This is a genomic window from Pseudomonas sp. PA-1-6B, from assembly GCF_021609545.1.
GTDB lineage: Bacteria > Pseudomonadota > Gammaproteobacteria > Pseudomonadales > Pseudomonadaceae > Aquipseudomonas > Aquipseudomonas fluorescens_BV.
On record NZ_WJZM01000001.1, the window covers coordinates 152,232 to 167,449 of the forward strand.

At 61.0% G+C, this 15,218-nt stretch carries 11 protein-coding genes; 3 read left to right on the forward strand and 8 right to left on the reverse strand.

The window, feature by feature from the left end; genetic code table 11:
* Positions 1-34 precede the first annotated feature (34 nt).
* The 7 genes from phaC to GIV35_RS00730 form a co-directional block, all read right to left on the reverse strand.
* Positions 35-1,714, reverse strand: coding sequence for a class II poly(R)-hydroxyalkanoic acid synthase (phaC, locus tag GIV35_RS00700; RefSeq protein WP_105225476.1), 1,680 nt, complete (start codon positions 1,712-1,714; stop codon positions 35-37).
* 249 nt (positions 1,715-1,963) lie between these two features.
* A complete protein-coding gene (locus GIV35_RS00705) occupies positions 1,964-2,341 on the reverse strand; it encodes a gamma-butyrobetaine hydroxylase-like domain-containing protein (protein WP_034125568.1) in 378 nt (125 codons plus the stop codon).
* A gap of 160 nt (positions 2,342-2,501) precedes the next feature.
* Entirely contained in the window at positions 2,502-3,839 is a 1,338-nt protein-coding gene (hslU, locus tag GIV35_RS00710) for an ATP-dependent protease ATPase subunit HslU (RefSeq protein WP_034125569.1), read from the reverse strand.
* Between the two features lie 37 nt (positions 3,840-3,876).
* Positions 3,877-4,407 (reverse strand): ATP-dependent protease subunit HslV, encoded by a 531-nt coding sequence (gene hslV, locus GIV35_RS00715; RefSeq protein WP_003171209.1) that lies wholly within the window; start codon positions 4,405-4,407, stop codon positions 3,877-3,879.
* 255 nt (positions 4,408-4,662) lie between these two features.
* Positions 4,663-5,364 (reverse strand): SPOR domain-containing protein, encoded by a 702-nt coding sequence (locus tag GIV35_RS00720; protein ID WP_003187899.1) that lies wholly within the window; start codon positions 5,362-5,364, stop codon positions 4,663-4,665.
* A 1-nt stretch (position 5,365) separates the two neighbouring features.
* Entirely contained in the window at positions 5,366-7,102 is a 1,737-nt protein-coding gene (gene argS / locus GIV35_RS00725; RefSeq protein ID WP_202690977.1) for an arginine--tRNA ligase, read from the reverse strand.
* 204 nt (positions 7,103-7,306) lie between these two features.
* Positions 7,307-9,526, reverse strand: coding sequence for a primosomal protein N' (locus tag GIV35_RS00730; RefSeq protein WP_034125571.1), 2,220 nt, complete (start codon positions 9,524-9,526; stop codon positions 7,307-7,309).
* A gap of 357 nt (positions 9,527-9,883) precedes the next feature.
* Here GIV35_RS00730 and rpmE point away from each other — a divergent pair, with 357 nt between their 5' ends.
* The 3 genes from rpmE (at position 9,884) to GIV35_RS00745 (ending at position 12,389) form a co-directional block, all read left to right on the forward strand.
* Positions 9,884-10,117: a 50S ribosomal protein L31 gene (gene rpmE, locus GIV35_RS00735; RefSeq protein WP_005784030.1), complete on the forward strand. Its 234-nt coding sequence runs from the start codon at positions 9,884-9,886 to the stop codon at positions 10,115-10,117.
* 14 nt (positions 10,118-10,131) lie between these two features.
* Entirely contained in the window at positions 10,132-10,938 is an 807-nt protein-coding gene (locus tag GIV35_RS00740; RefSeq protein WP_105225477.1) for a thermonuclease family protein, read from the forward strand.
* 182 nt (positions 10,939-11,120) lie between these two features.
* Positions 11,121-12,389 (forward strand): malic enzyme-like NAD(P)-binding protein, encoded by a 1,269-nt coding sequence (locus GIV35_RS00745; protein WP_005784034.1) that lies wholly within the window; start codon positions 11,121-11,123, stop codon positions 12,387-12,389.
* A gap of 152 nt (positions 12,390-12,541) precedes the next feature.
* Here the strand turns inward: GIV35_RS00745 and GIV35_RS00750 are convergent, their stop codons facing one another.
* Positions 12,542-15,004, reverse strand: coding sequence for a penicillin-binding protein 1A (locus tag GIV35_RS00750; RefSeq protein WP_419789666.1), 2,463 nt, complete (start codon positions 15,002-15,004; stop codon positions 12,542-12,544).
* Between the last annotated feature and the right edge of the window lie 214 nt (positions 15,005-15,218).

Consider the following 15,218-nt stretch of genomic DNA (forward strand, 5'->3'; position numbering starts at 1 on the left):
CCCACATCTGATCTCATTTCAATCACAAGAATGCCTAGCGCTCATGTACATAGGTACCCGGCGCCGCTTCGGCGGCGGTATAGGTTTTATTGCCTAATATCGTCGGGGCTTTTTTCAGTTTTCCCGCCCGCTCCGCCTGCCACACCTGCCAATGCAGCCACCACGAATCGGTGTGCTTGGTCGCATTCTCCTGCCACTCCAGCGCACTGCCGGCCAGGCCCTCACTGGTCTGGTAGCGTGCCTTGGGGTTGCCCGGCGGGTTGAGGATGCTCTGGATATGCCCGCTGCTGGACAGCACAAACTCGACCTTGCCGCCGAACAACTGCGCTGACTTGTAGCAAGACTGCCACGGCGTGATGTGGTCGTTGGTGCCGGCCAGGGAGTAGATATCGGCGGTGACCTGCTTGAGGTCGATGGGCGTGCCGCACACTTCCAGGGCGTTGGCGCGTACCAGTGGGTTGTTCTTGAACAGTTCGATCAGGTCGCCATGGAACGCGGCTGGCAAGCGTGTGGTGTCGTTGTTCCAGAACAGGATGTCGAACACCGGCGGCTCGTTGCCCAGCAGGTAGTTGTTGACCCAATAGTTCCAGATCAGATCGTTGGGGCGCATCCAGGCGAAGACCTTGGCCATGTCGCGGCCTTCCAGCACGCCGGCCTGGTAGGAATGGCGCTTGGCCGCTTCCAGGGTCTGCTCATCCACAAACAGCGCCACCTGGGTGTCCAGGGTGGTATCCAGCACGCTCACTAGCAGCGTCAGGGCGTTGACCTTCTTCTCGCCCAGCGCCGCGTAGTGGCCCAACAGTGCGGTGCAGGTGATGCCGCCGGAGCAGGCACCGAGCATATTCACATCCTTGCTGCCCGTAATCGCCGTGACCACATCCACTGCTTCCTTGAGCGCCTCGATATAAGTCGACAGGCCCCATTCGCGTTGGGCCTTGGTGGGGTTGCGCCAACTGACGATAAAGGTCTGCTGGCCATTGCGCAGGCAGAAGCGCGCCAGGCTTTTATCCGGGCACAGGTCGAAGACATAGAATTTGTTGATCTGCGGCGGTACCACCAGCAGCGGGCGTTCGTGTACCTGTTCGGTGATGGGCTTGTATTGGATCAGCTCCAGTACATCGTTGCGAAACACCACCGCGCCTTCGCTGGTGCCCAGGGTCTTGCCGACTTCAAAGGCGCCCATGTTGACCTGGCTGGGCATACCGCCGTTGTGCACCATGTCCTTGGCCAAGTGGGAAAGGCCGTCGAGCAGGCTTTTGCCGCCGGTTTCAAAGAAGCGTTTGACCGCCGCCGGGTTGGCCGCGCTGTTGGTGGGGGCCATGGCTTCGGTCATCAGGTTGATCACGAAGTGGCCGCGGCTGATGTCTTGTGCCGACAGGTTGCTGTCGTCGATCCAGTCGTGAAGCTCCTTGCGCCACGCCAGGTAAGTCTGCAAATAACGTTTGTAGAGCGGGTTCTGGCTCCAGGCTGGGTCGTTGAAGCGACGGTCGTCGCCCTCGGGCACCAGCGCGGATTTGCCGAACATCACATTCTTCAATTCAACGCCAAAGTGGGCGACGTGCTTGACGCTGTGCAACGGTTGCTTGATGGCTTGGGTCAGCACCATCTTGGCCGAGGCCAATAAATCCTTTTTGCGTAACGCGATGATCGGGTTCAACCCCAGGGTGTTTTCCGAGGCCTGGCGTTTCAAGTCATCGTTATTCTTGTTACTCATCTACGACGCTCCATTGTCCGAAAGACGAGTACCGGCGATTGCTGCGCACCCAATTTCGATACACGACACCAGCCTGGTACTGCGACTCGGGTGACCGTTGATACCGCATCGTCAAATGCAGGGAACTTGCCAGCTCCATTGGTTACCCGAGTTTATTTTTTTTCGCAAGCGGGCCAATCGTTGGCCACGCGACAGGGCATTCAAGCAGATGAAATTAGAAAATGCGCTCTAAACAGCAAGACCCCTGTGCTAGAGCATCAGCCGCACGACCGACTCACTCGGATCGCGGGTTTTTCCAGCGGCTTTGAGCTCGGCCAGGTAGTCGGCCCATAGAGCGTCCTGACGTACGGCCAGTTGATAGAGATAGTCCCAGGTGAACAGTCCGCTGTCATGACCGTCGTCGAAGGTCAATTTCAGTGCGTACTGGCCGGCGGGTTCCAGCTTGATCAACCGGACGTTGAGCTTGCCGAATTGCAGGATGGGTTTGCCGTGGCCCTGGACCTCGGCAGAAGGGGAGTGCACCCGCAGGAATTCGGCGGGCAACTGGTAGGTTTCGTCTGGCCCGTAGGTCAGGCCGAGGGTATTGGAGGTTTTGTGCAGGTTTACTGCGGTAGGAAATTTCGACATTGGAGAAAACCCTGTAGGAGCCGGCTCAAAATGTGGGAGGGACCAATGTGGGAGCCGGGCTTGCCCGCGATGCAGGCACCTCGGTGTTTCAGGAACACTGAAGTGATGCTATCGCAGGCAAGCCAGCTCCCACACAAGCCACTCCCACATTGAGTGAGGCTTACAGGATATAACGAGACAGATCTTCGTTCTGCGCCAATTCGCCCAGGTGACCGTTCACATACTCGGCATCGATCTTGATCGCTTCGCCATTCTGCGCACCGGCCATGTCGCCGGCGCTGAAAGATACTTCCTCAAGCAGGCGCTCAAGCAAGGTATGCAGGCGACGGGCACCGATGTTCTCGGTCTTCTCGTTGACCTGCCAGGCGATCTCCGCCAGGCGCTTGATACCGTCAGCCTGGAATTCGATACCCAGCCCTTCGGTTTTCAGCAGCTCGCGGTACTGCTCGGTGAGCGAGGCATGCGGTTCGCTGAGGATGCGCTCGAAGTCGCCCGGCGTCAGTGCCTTGAGCTCCACCCGAATCGGCAGGCGGCCTTGCAGCTCGGGCACTAGGTCGCTCGGCTTGCTCAGGTGGAAGGCACCGGAGGCGATAAACAGGATGTGGTCAGTCTTGACCATGCCCAGCTTGGTGTTGACCGTGCACCCTTCGATCAGCGGCAGCAAATCGCGCTGTACGCCTTCGCGGGAGACATCCACGCCGCCGGAGTTGCCACGCTTGGCCACCTTGTCGATCTCATCGATAAACACAATGCCATGTTGCTCGACCGCTTCCAGGGCCTTGGCCTTGAGTTCTTCCTCATTGACCAGGCGCCCGGCTTCTTCGTCGCGCACCAGCTTGAGCGCATCCTTGACCTTGAGCTTGCGGCTTTTCTTCTTGCCCTTGCCCATGTTGGCAAACAGGTTTTGCAACTGGCTGGTCATTTCTTCCATGCCAGGCGGGGCAGAGATATCCACGCCGGACACTTCGGCCACTTCGATCTCGATTTCCTTGTCATCCAGCTGGCCTTCGCGCAGGCGCTTGCGGAACAGCTGACGGGTGTTGGAATCGGACGAAGGTGCGGCGTCTTCGTTGAAACCCATGCGTGCCGGTGGCAGCAGGGCGTCGAGGATGCGCTCTTCAGCGGCGTCTTCGGCGCGATGGCTGACCTTGGTCACTTCCTGTTCGCGCAGCATCTTCAGGGCGGCGTCAGCCAGGTCGCGAATGATCGACTCGACATCGCGGCCCACATAACCGACTTCGGTGAATTTGGTCGCTTCGACCTTGATGAACGGTGCATTGGCCAATTTGGCCAGGCGACGGGCGATCTCGGTTTTGCCGACGCCGGTAGGTCCGATCATCAGGATGTTCTTGGGCGTTACTTCAACGCGCAGTTCTTCCGGCAGTTGCATCCGGCGCCAGCGGTTACGCAGCGCAATGGCAACGGCGCGCTTGGCATCGTCCTGGCCGATGATATGGCGGTTGAGTTCATGGACGATTTCGCGGGGAGTCATGGACATAGTGTTTGGCGGCCTCAAGCCTGAATAAGCCCAGGGCTTATTCGGCGAGGTCCTGCTCCTCAATGGTCTGGTTGTGGTTGGTGAACACGCAGATATCGCCAGCGATACCCAGGGCGGTCTCGACGATTTCCCGGGCCGACAGGTCGGTTTTCTTCAACAGCGCGCTGGCCGCAGCCTGGGCGTAGCCGCCACCTGAACCCATGGCGATCAGGCCATGCTCGGGTTCAACCACGTCGCCGTTGCCGGTGATGATCAGGGAAGCGTCTTTGTTCGCAACTGCGAGCATGGCCTCCAGGCGGCTGAGGGAGCGGTCGGTGCGCCATTCTTTGGCAAGTTCCACAGCGGCGCGCACCAGGTGGCCCTGGTGTTTCTCAAGCTGGCCTTCGAAACGCTCGAACAGGGTAAAGGCGTCGGCGGTTGCGCCTGCGAAGCCGGCAAGCACCTGGCCGTGGTACAGGCGGCGCACTTTCTTGGCGTTGCCTTTCATCACGGTGTTGCCCAGGGAAACCTGGCCGTCGCCGCCCATGACAACTTTGCCGTGGCGACGTACTGAAACGATGGTGGTCAAGGGGAGAGTCTCCACGCAGCGGGGCGAAAATGCCCTGATGGAAACTCATATGGGGGTGGCGAGGGGGATTTCAACCGTAGGAAGGCAGGGCGGACGAGTGGTGTTGATGGGTTCAACACTTACTTGAGCACGCTGCAAACCAATGTGGGAGCTGGCTTGCCTGCGATAGCGGTGTGTCAGTCACTGAAACATTGACTGTTACACCGCTATCGCAGGCAAGCCAGCTCCCACATTAAAACCGGTTTGGCTGCTGGATCAGCGGCTCTGGCGTTGTTGTAACAACAGGTTGCTAAACCCGGCGCCGGCCAATTGCTTTTGCGCCACGGTCAGCTGTTCGCGGTTGCTGAACGGCCCTACCAATACGCGATACCAGGTCGCGTCCTTCACCGTGCCGGACTCAACCGATACCGATTGGCCCAACAGAATGATCTGTGCGCGTACACGGTCCGCATCCGCCTGTTTCGGGAACGAGCCCGCTTGCAGGAAGAACTTGGTCACCGGCGCGGCCTTGGTTGCAGCCACTGGCGGTGCTGGCGGCGGCGTGATACCGGCTAACGCGGCCTGAGCGCGCGCCGTGTCGATTTTCGCCGCTTCCGCTGGGGTTACCGGCGTGGTCGGCACTTGTGGCGTCGGCAGGGTTTTTTCCGGCACGGCGTCAGGCGGCACGATCACTTCCGATTCCGGCAGCAGCGTGTAGAAGTCGTACTTGGGCTTTACCGGTGCGGTCGGGCTCGGCGCGGTCTTGTTGGCTTCGGCGATTTTCGTGGCCTTTTGCTGCTCCTGTTTGACGCGCTTGACGTCATCGCCCTGACCGGGCTCCAGCTTCATCAGAAACACGATAAATGCGCCGACCGTAAGGCCGATGGCCATCCACAACCAACCCGGAATCGGTTGCTTCGCCGGGGCCTGGTAGCGGCTGGCGCCGCGCTTGGGTGCAGGTTTTTTCTTGGCAGCCAACTTACATACGCTCCAGAGTTTCCAAGCCCAAGAGTTCCAGGCCTTGCTTGAGGGTGCGTCCAGCCAAGGCGGCAAGGCGCAGGCGACTTTGTTTCTGGGCTTCGTCGTCGGCGGTCAGGATCGGGCAGTTCTCGTAGAAGCTGGAGAACAGGCCGGCCACTTCGTACAAATAGGTGCACAGGATGTGCGGCGTGCCTTTTTCGCCAACGCTGTTGAGCACCTCGCCAAATTGCGCGAGCTTGGCCGCCAGTTCCTGTTCGTGGGCGGCGTCCAGCGCGATCTGGCCTTCGACTTCGCTGAAGTCCTTGCCCAGCTTGCGGAACACCCCGGCCACGCGAGTGTAGGCGTACAGCAGGTACGGCGCGGTGTTGCCTTCGAAGTTGAGCATCAGGTCGAAGTTGAAGCTGTAGTCGCTGGTGCGGTGCTTGGACAGATCGGCGTATTTTACCGCGCCAATGCCCACCACGCGGGCGATGTTGCGCAGGTCGGCCTCGGCCAGCTCCGGGTTCTTTTCCTTCACCAGGTTGTAGGCACGTTCCTGGGCTTCGGTCAGCAGGTCGATCAGCTTCACGGTGCCGCCGTCGCGGGTCTTGAAGGGGCGGCCATCGGCGCCGTTCATGGTGCCAAAGCCCATGTGCTCCATGTGCATCGGGTGGGTGACGAAACCGGCGCGACGCGCCACTTCGAACACCTGCTGGAAGTGCAGGGCCTGGCGCTGGTCGACGAAGTACAGCGCACGGTCAGCCTTGAGCACGCCACTGCGGTAACGCACGGCGGCCAGGTCGGTGGTGGCGTAGAGGTAGCCGCCATCGGCCTTGACGATGATCACTGGCAGCGGCTCGCCGTCGGCGGTCTTGAATTCTTCGAGGAACACGCACTGCGCGCCGTTGCTCTCGACCAACAGGCCCTTGGCCTTGAGGTCGTTGACCACATTGATCAGGTCGTCGTTATAGGCGCTTTCGCCCATCACGTCGGCCATGGTCAGTTTCACGTTGAGCAGCTCGTAGATTTCCTGGCAATGGGACAGGGAAATTTCACGGAAGCGGTTCCACAGCGCCAGGCACTCTTCGTCGCCGGCTTGCAGCTTGACCACCAGGCCGCGGGCGCGGTCAGCGAACTCTTCAGACTCGTCAAACCGCTTTTTGGCGGCGCGGTAGAAGTTTTCCAGGTCGGCCAGCTCGTTGCTGGTGATCGGGTTTTCCTGCAGGTAGGCCATCAGCATGCCGAACTGGGTACCCCAGTCGCCCACGTGGTTCTGGCGGATCACGGTGTCGCCAAGGAATTCCAGCACCCGTGCCACGCCGTCGCCAATGATGGTGGAGCGCAGGTGGCCCACGTGCATTTCCTTGGCCAGGTTCGGCGCCGACAGGTCGATGACCACGCGCTGGGTAGCGCCCGCCTTGTGTGCGCCGATTTTGGCATCGGCCAGGGCAGCGTCCAGGCGCGAAGCCAGGGCTTGGGTGTTCTGGAAGAAGTTGATAAAGCCCGGGCCTGCAATTTCAGCCTTGGTGACACTGGCGTCAGCCGGCAGTGCGGCGATGATTTTTTCCGCCAGGTCGCGCGGTTTCATGCCGGCCGGCTTGGACAGCATCATCGCGATGTTGCTGGCGAAGTCGCCATGGGTCTTGTCGCGGGTGTTCTCCACCTGGATCGCCGGCGACAGGCCTTCAGGCAACACACCTTCGTTGACGAGTTGGGTGAGGGCTTGTTGGATCAGCTGGCGAATGGTGTCTTTCATGGTGTTCTCTTTCGACCGCAAGCGGCGGCGCGCGATGCGCAGGTGGAAAAACTGGGCATTATCCGTGGCGAGGGCGGGCTTGCCAACCGTTCAGACTATATGGCGGACCTGCGGGCCTCTTCGCGGGCAAGCCCGCTCCCACATTTAAGGGTATTCACATTTCATAATGTGGGAGCTGGCTTGCCTGCGATGACGTAATTACCCTCAATACAAATCTACCGGGTCTACATCCAACGACCATCGCACTTGCCGACCGCTGGGCAGTTGCTCCAGCTCAAGCATCCAGCGACTTAATAGCCGATGCAGCGGCGCGCGGGAGGTTGCCTGCAAGAGTAGCTGAGCGCGATAACGTCCGGCGCGCCGCTCCATGGGCGCTGGCACCGGGCCGAGTAGTTCGATGCCACTGAGGGCCAGTTCGCCCAATAAACGTTCGGCGGCGCTGCAGGCCTCATCAAGAAAGCCTTCGGCCTGCCCGGGTTTGTGGGCTTCGGCACGCAGCAGCGCCAGGTGCGCAAAGGGCGGGAGGCCGGCGGCGCGGCGTTCGCTCAAGGCCTGTTCGGCGAAGGCAAAGTAGCCTTGTTCCGTCAGTTGAATCAGCAGCGGGTGGTCGGCCAGGTGCGTCTGGATAATCACCCTGCCTGGCTCTTCGGCCCGCCCGGCGCGTCCTGCCACCTGCACGATCAACTGCGCCATGCGTTCGCTGGCGCGAAAATCCCCGGAGAACAGCCCGCCATCGGCATCCAGGATCGACACCAGGGTCACCCGTGGGAAGTGATGCCCCTTGGCAAGCATCTGCGTGCCCACCAGGATGCACGGTTGGCCTTTGTGGATGGTGGCGAACAGTTGGTTCATGGCGTCTTTGCGCGACGTGCTGTCGCGGTCCACCCGTAGCACAGGGTAGTCCGGGAACAGAATGCCGAGGCGTTCTTCGGCGCGCTCGGTGCCGGCGCCCACGGGCCGCAGGTCCACCTTGCCGCACTGCGGGCAATGGCGCGGTACCCGTTCTACATGGCCGCAGTGATGGCAGCGTAACTCGCCGTGGCGCTGATGCACCGTCATGCGCGCATCGCAGCGCTCGCAACCGGACATCCAGCCGCAGTCATGGCACAGCAACGTCGGGGCAAAGCCGCGGCGGTTGAGGAATACCAATACTTGCTGGCCGGCGGCCAGGGTCTGGCCAATGGCCTGTTGCATCGGGCCGGAAATACCGCTGTCCAGCGGGCGGCTTTTCACGTCCAGGCGCAGGAAGCGCGGTTGTTTGGCGCCGCCAGCACGCTCGTTCAGGCGCAGCAGCCCGTAACGGCCGGTGTAGGCGTTGTGCAGGCTTTCCAGGGACGGCGTGGCCGAGCCCAGCACAATCGGGATGTCTTCCTGGCGGGCGCGTACCAGCGCGAGGTCGCGGGCGTGGTAGCGCAAACCTTCCTGCTGTTTATAGGAGCCATCGTGCTCCTCGTCGACGATGATCAGCCCGGGGTTTTTCATCGGCGTGAACAGTGCTGAGCGTGTGCCGATAATAATGTCGGCCTCGCCATCCCGCGCCGCTAGCCACGATTCCAGGCGTTCACGGTCATTGACCGCCGAGTGCACCAGGGCGATCCGGGCATTGAAGCGTTGCTCGAAACGCGCCACGGTCTGCGGGCCCAGGTTGATCTCGGGGATCAGCACCAGTGCCTGCTTGCCCGCCTGCAGGGTTTCGCGGATCAGCTGCAAATAGACCTCGGTCTTGCCGCTGCCAGTGACGCCGGCCAGCAGGAACGCGTGGAAACTGTCGAAACCGGCACGAATCGCCTCATATGCGGCGCGTTGCTCGGGGTTTAGCGGCAACTCCGGCTGGGCCAGCCAGTGTTCGTGGCGCGGGTCCGGGGCGTGCTTGCGGATTTCCACTTGCACCAGGCCCTTGGCCAGCAGCAGGTCGAGGCTGTCTTTGCTCAGCATCAGCTTGCTTAATAGCTGATGGGCCACGCCGTGTGGATGCTGCGCCAAGGTGGCCAGGGCCTCACGCTGGCGCGGGGCGCGGGCGATGCGCGGGTCGTCGAGGCGTGCGCCGGGCACCATCGACCAGAAACGCTCCTGGCGCGCTTCGGCCAGTTCGCCCTGGCGCAGCAGCACCGGCAGCGCCCAGCTCAAGGTATCGCCCAGGCTGTGTTGGTAATACTGCGCGGTCCACAGGCACAGCTTGAACAGCGCGGGCGGCAGCGGTGGTGTAGCGTCGAGCAGGGCAATTGCCGGCTTGAGCTTTTCGGCAGGCACTTCGCTGTGGTCGGTGACTTCCACCAGAATGCCGATCATTTCCCGGCGTCCGAACGGCACGCGCACGCGCATGCCCGGTTGCAACTGCGCACGCGACACGCCGGGCGGGGCCCGGTAATCGAACAGGCGGCGCAGGGGTGAGGGCAGGGCTAGGCGCAAAATGGCGTCGGGCACGCGAGGAGTCTCATCAATAAAGGCAAGCGGTGGCGCAGGGGCGCGAGCCTAGCAGACCGGGGGTGTCCCGTCTTCAGTACTGGAATCGGATCTCCAGAACGGCTCAGCCTCCTGTGGGAGCTGGCTTGCCTGCGAAAGCGCTAGTGCAGTAACAGATGCAGTGACTGACACACCGCCTTCGCGGGCAAGCCCGGCTCCCACATTGACGGCGGTGTGTCAGGAATATCTGATGAAAGGGAGTTTTCGACCATTACCGCCGCTTGCGTGATTAAAAAGGTCTGGTAGAATCCGCGGCCTAATTACGTGCGGTATTCGACAATAGTGTCGAGTGGCGGCACGCTAGCCCGAGGAAGTGCCATGAAAGCCGATATCCATCCAGCGTACGAAACCATCGAAGTCACCTGCAGCTGCGGCAACAAGTTCGAAACTCGTTCGAACCTGTGCAAGCCACTGGGTACTGACGTATGCAACGAGTGCCACCCGTTCTACACCGGTAAGCAGAAAACTCTGGACACCGGCGGCCGCGTACAGCGCTTCGCAGATCGCTTTGGTGCTTTCGGCAAGAAGCCTGCTGCTACTCCAGCAGAGTAAGGTTCAAGAGCCTTATGGGCTTTTACCTACTGTTGAAAAAGGCGTCCCTTGTGGGCGCCTTTTTTGTGCCTGGGATTTGGCTGGCGACCGCTCAGGCCGATGCATTCTGCCCCGCGCCGGCAGCCGTCGTCCGCGTCGAGGTACAGCGTGTGGTGGATGGCGACACGGTGCGCCTCAAGGACGGTCGCAGCGTGCGCATGATCGGCCTCAACGCGCCGGAAACCGGCAAGAAGGGCCGCCCTGACGAGCCATTCGCTGTCGCCGCCCGCCAGCGCCTGCAGGCGTTGGTCAAGGCCAGCGATGGGCGTGTCGGCCTGGTGGCGGGGCGCGAAGCCAAAGACCATTACGGGCGCACCCTGGCTCACCTCTACGGCGCCAATGGCGAGAATCTGGAGGCGCAACTGCTGGCCGAGGGCCTGGGGTACCAAGTGGGCGTGGCGCCGAATATAGACCTGGTTGCCTGCCAGCAGGCGGCCGAAAACAGCGCCCGCCAGGCACGGCTTGGCCTGTGGCGCCAATCGCCGGTGCAAAGCGTGGCGAGTCTCAAGCGCTCCGGGTTTGCCCTGGTGGCCGGTCGGGTCAGCAAGATCGAGCGCAATCGCGGTGGAATCTGGATTGAACTGCAGGGTTCACTGGTATTGCGTATTGCGCCCGAGCTGATCAGCCAGTTCGATACGGCCATGCTCGATGGTCTGCAAGGCCGCACCCTTGAGGCGCGCGGTTGGGTGCAGGATCGGGCCCGCCGTGGCGGCCTGAAAAAAGGCCAAGCGCGCTGGCTGTTGCCAATAACCGACCCCGGCATGCTGAAATCGGCGCTTTGAATAAAAAATTGTAGACATTTTTTATTTCGATTGTGAACAGTTGAGCCCTTGTATCCCGTGGCTCTTGGCCAAAAGTCGTAGCCCAGGGCCCTTGACACCTGTGACTGCCCAGTCTTGTAGGGACTTTACGACACGCGTATCCTCGGCGGTCCGTCGACCAACAGTAAAAGCGGAATGCCGATATGTCTGATTTGAAAACTGCCGCTCTCGAATACCATGCCCATCCTCGTCCAGGAAAGCTGAGTGTAGAGCTCACCAAAGCCACTGCCACTGCCCGCGACCTGTCGCTGGCCTACAGCCCTGGTGTTGCCGAACCCGTACGTGAAATCGCCCGTGACCCAGAGCTGGCGTACAAGTACACCGGCAAAGGCAACCTGGTTGCAGTGATTTCCGATGGCACCGCGATTCTGGGCCTGGGTAACCTCGGCCCATTGGCTTCCAAGCCAGTCATGGAAGGCAAGGGCGTGCTGTTCAAGCGCTTTGCCGGCATCGACGTTTTCGACATCGAAGTCGATTCCGAAAGCCCGCAGGCGTTCATCGACACCGTCAAGCGCATTTCCATCACGTTCGGTGGCATCAACCTGGAAGACATCAAGGCACCTGAGTGCTTCGAGATCGAAAAGGCCCTGATCGAGCAGTGCGACATTCCGGTATTCCACGATGACCAACACGGCACCGCGATCGTTACCGCAGCCGGCATGATCAACGCCCTGGAAATTGCTGGCAAAACCCTGGGCGAGGCGAAAATCGTCTGCCTGGGCGCCGGTGCCGCGGCCATTTCCTGCATGAAGCTGATCATCAGCATGGGCGCCAAGCTGGAAAACATCTACATGGTCGACAGCAAGGGCGTGATTCAGTCCGAGCGCACCGACCTGAACCAGTACAAGGCGATGTTTGCCCATCCGTCCTCCAAGCGCACCCTGGCTGACGCCCTCGACGGTGCCGACGTGTTCGTTGGCCTGTCCGGCCCGAACCTGCTGAGCGCTGAAGGCCTCAAATCCATGGCGCCGAACCCTATCGTGTTCGCCTGCTCCAACCCGGATCCGGAAATCTCTCCTGAACTGGCCCACGCCACTCGCAGCGACGTGATCATGGCCACCGGCCGTTCGGACTACCCGAACCAGGTCAACAACGTGTTGGGCTTCCCGTTCATCTTCCGTGGTGCCCTGGACGTTCGCGCCAAGCGCATCAACGAAGAAATGAAAGTGGCCGCTGCCAACGCCCTGCGTGAACTGGCCAAGCTGCCGGTACCTCAGGATGTGTGTGACGCCTACGGTGGCGCCAAGCTGGAATTCGGTCGTGAGTACATCATTCCGAAACCAATGGATAAGCGCCTGATCACCCTGATCTCCGATGCCGTGGCCAAGGCCGCTATCGAGACTGGTGTGGCTACCCTGCCGTATCCAAAGAACTACCCGCTGCAAAGCGTGGATGATGTGTTCAACGGCTAAGCCGTTGTAGACACACCCGCAAAAAAAGCCCCGACTGAGTGATCAGTCGGGGCTTTTTTGTGGCTGGCATTCACTCGAGTCTTGTGCGGATCCAAGTGTGGGAGCGGGCTTGCTCGCTCCCACATTAGGTCTGTGCCAGGCCGCAGCTCCCGTCAGAACAGGTCGATCGGCGCACCTTCATCCGCCGGCAGCGGGCTGCCCGGCACTACGCCGTTGCCCAGTTCGTTGACCGATGGCGGTGTATCTTCGCTCTTGAACAGCTCGAAGTACGCATTCGGCGTGCTCGGTGAAGCCGCACGGCCACTGATCGGGTCGATGCGCAGGCTGAGGATGCCTTCTGGCTCTGGCTGGGTGTGCAGCGGCTTGTCCTTGAGCGCTGCGCCCATGTAGCTCATCCAGATCGGCAGGGCGACGGTGCCACCAAACTCGCGGCGGCCCAGGCTTTCAGGCTGGTCATAGCCGGTCCACACGGTGGTCACGTAGTCGCCGTTGTAGCCGGAGAACCAGGCGTCCTTGGACTCGTTGGTGGTACCGGTCTTGCCAGCGATATCCGCACGGCCCAGGGCCAGTGCGCGGCGGCCGGTGCCCTTCTTGATCACGTCTTGCAGGATGCTGTTGAGGATGTAGGTAGTGCGGCCGTCCACGATGCGCTCGGCAACCGCTGGCGCTTGCGGTTCGGCCGGTGCGTCGGCGTTTGCGGCCGACGGTGTGCCTGGCGTCGCCTCGATGGTGATACCGCCGTTGCTCGGTACCGCAAGCCCGTCGGTCGCGGCCACACCATTGACCACGTCGCCGGGTACCCGTGGCGGGTTGGCGGTGAACAGGGTGTCGCCATTGCGGCTTTCGATCTTGTCGATCAGGTACGGCGCGATCTTGTAGCCGCCGTTGGCAAAGGTGCTCCAGCCGGTGGCGATTTCCATCGGCGTGAGGGTCGCGGTACCCAGGGCCAGGGACAGGTTTGGCGGCAGGTCCGACTTGGCGAAGCCAAAGCGCGTCATGTAGTCGATGGTCTTGCCTACGCCCATCGCCTGCAACAGGCGGATCGACACCAGGTTGCGTGACTTGTACAGCGCCTCGCGGATACGGATTGGGCCGAGGAACGTGTTGGTGTCATTCTTCGGACGCCAGACTTTGTCCAGATATTCATCGACAAACACGATTGGCGCGTCGTTGACCAGGCTGGCGGCGGTGTAGCCGTTGTCCAGCGCGGCACTGTAGACAAACGGCTTGAAACTGGAGCCCGGCTGGCGCTTGGCCTGGGTAGCGCGGTTGTAGTTGCTCTGCTCGAAGGCAAAGCCGCCGACCAGTGCGCGGATCGCACCGTTCTGCGGGTCCAGGGACACCAGGGCGCCCTGGGCGAGCGGCACCTGGCTGAATTTGAGGCTGTCATCCTTCTGGCGTTGCACGCGGATCAAATCACCCACTTGGGCCACGTCGGATGGCTGCTTGGGCATCGGGCCCATGCTGTTGGTGTTCAGGAACGGGCGTGCCCACTTCATGCTGTCCCAGGCTACATGGGCTTCGCCAGAGCGGGTCAGCACTTGGATGCCGTCCTTGGATACCTGGGTAACGATGGCCGGGTCCAGGCCGCTGATCGAGCGCTGTTTGCCCAATTCGGTGGTCCAGGCACTCAGGGTCTTGCCCGGCAGGCGCGACTCGGGGCCACGGTAGCCGTGACGCTGGTCATAAGTGATCAGGCCTTCATGTACCGAGTGGTTGGCGATTTCCTGCAAGTTGCTCGGCACCGTCGTGGTGACGCGGAAACCTTCGGTGTAGGCCTCGCTGCCATAACGGCCAACCATCTCGGCGCGGGCCATTTCGGCGATATAGGGTGCATTCACTTCTGGGGTCGGCACGTGATAGCTGGCGTTCAGCGGCTCGGCTACGGCACTTTCATAAGCGGCCTGGTCGATCTTGCCCAGTTTGTACATGCGGCCCAGGATCCAGTCACGGCGTTCTTTGCTGCGCGCCGGGTTGGCCAGCGGGTTGAAGCGCGACGGTGCCTTGGGCAGGCCGGCGATCATCGCCATTTGCGCCAGGCTGGCGTCACGAATCGACTTGCCGTAGTAGACCTGGGACGCGGCCTCGATGCCATAGGCGCGGTTGCCCAAGTAGATCTTGTTGACGTACAGCTCGAGGATTTCATCCTTGGTCAGCTGGCGTTCGATCTGCAGCGCCAGGAGGATTTCGGTGGCCTTGCGGGAAAAGCTGCGCTCGCTGGTGAGGAAGAAGTTCTTCGCCACCTGCATGGTGATGGTGCTGCCGCCCGATTGAATGTGTCCGCTTTTTACCAATTGCGTGGCTGCACGCACCAGGCTGCTGGGGTCTACGCCGTAGTGGTTGGCGAAATTATCGTCTTCGGCAGACAGCAAAGCGCTGATGAAATTGGGTGGAATGTCGGCGAAACGGATCGGTGTGCGGCGCATTTCGCCGAACTCCGCGATCAGTTTTTCATCGCTGCTGTAGACCCGCAAAGGAATCTGCAACTGGATACTTCTGAGGGCCTCTACGGAGGGCAAACCCGGACTAAGGTAGAGGTAGGCCCCGCTGAATACGAGCAGCAGCCCGCAGACGATGGCGACAATGGAGTACCCGAAAAACTTCAGCAGACGAATCAAGGCTTTTGGATTTCCAGAGAAAAGAAAGAGTTACGCGTCGGGGCATGCATGGCAAACGATGGATCGACCCGGGCAGCAGATAAAAAGCGGGAAAAAACGCTGGGCATTAAAGCATTTTTCGGCTTGGGGCGTCATTCGCGTGCCTTGAACAAGCCGACCGAATGCAAGGTGCCTGGCAGCAATCAGGCGAGATGACAGCCGGTATGACAGG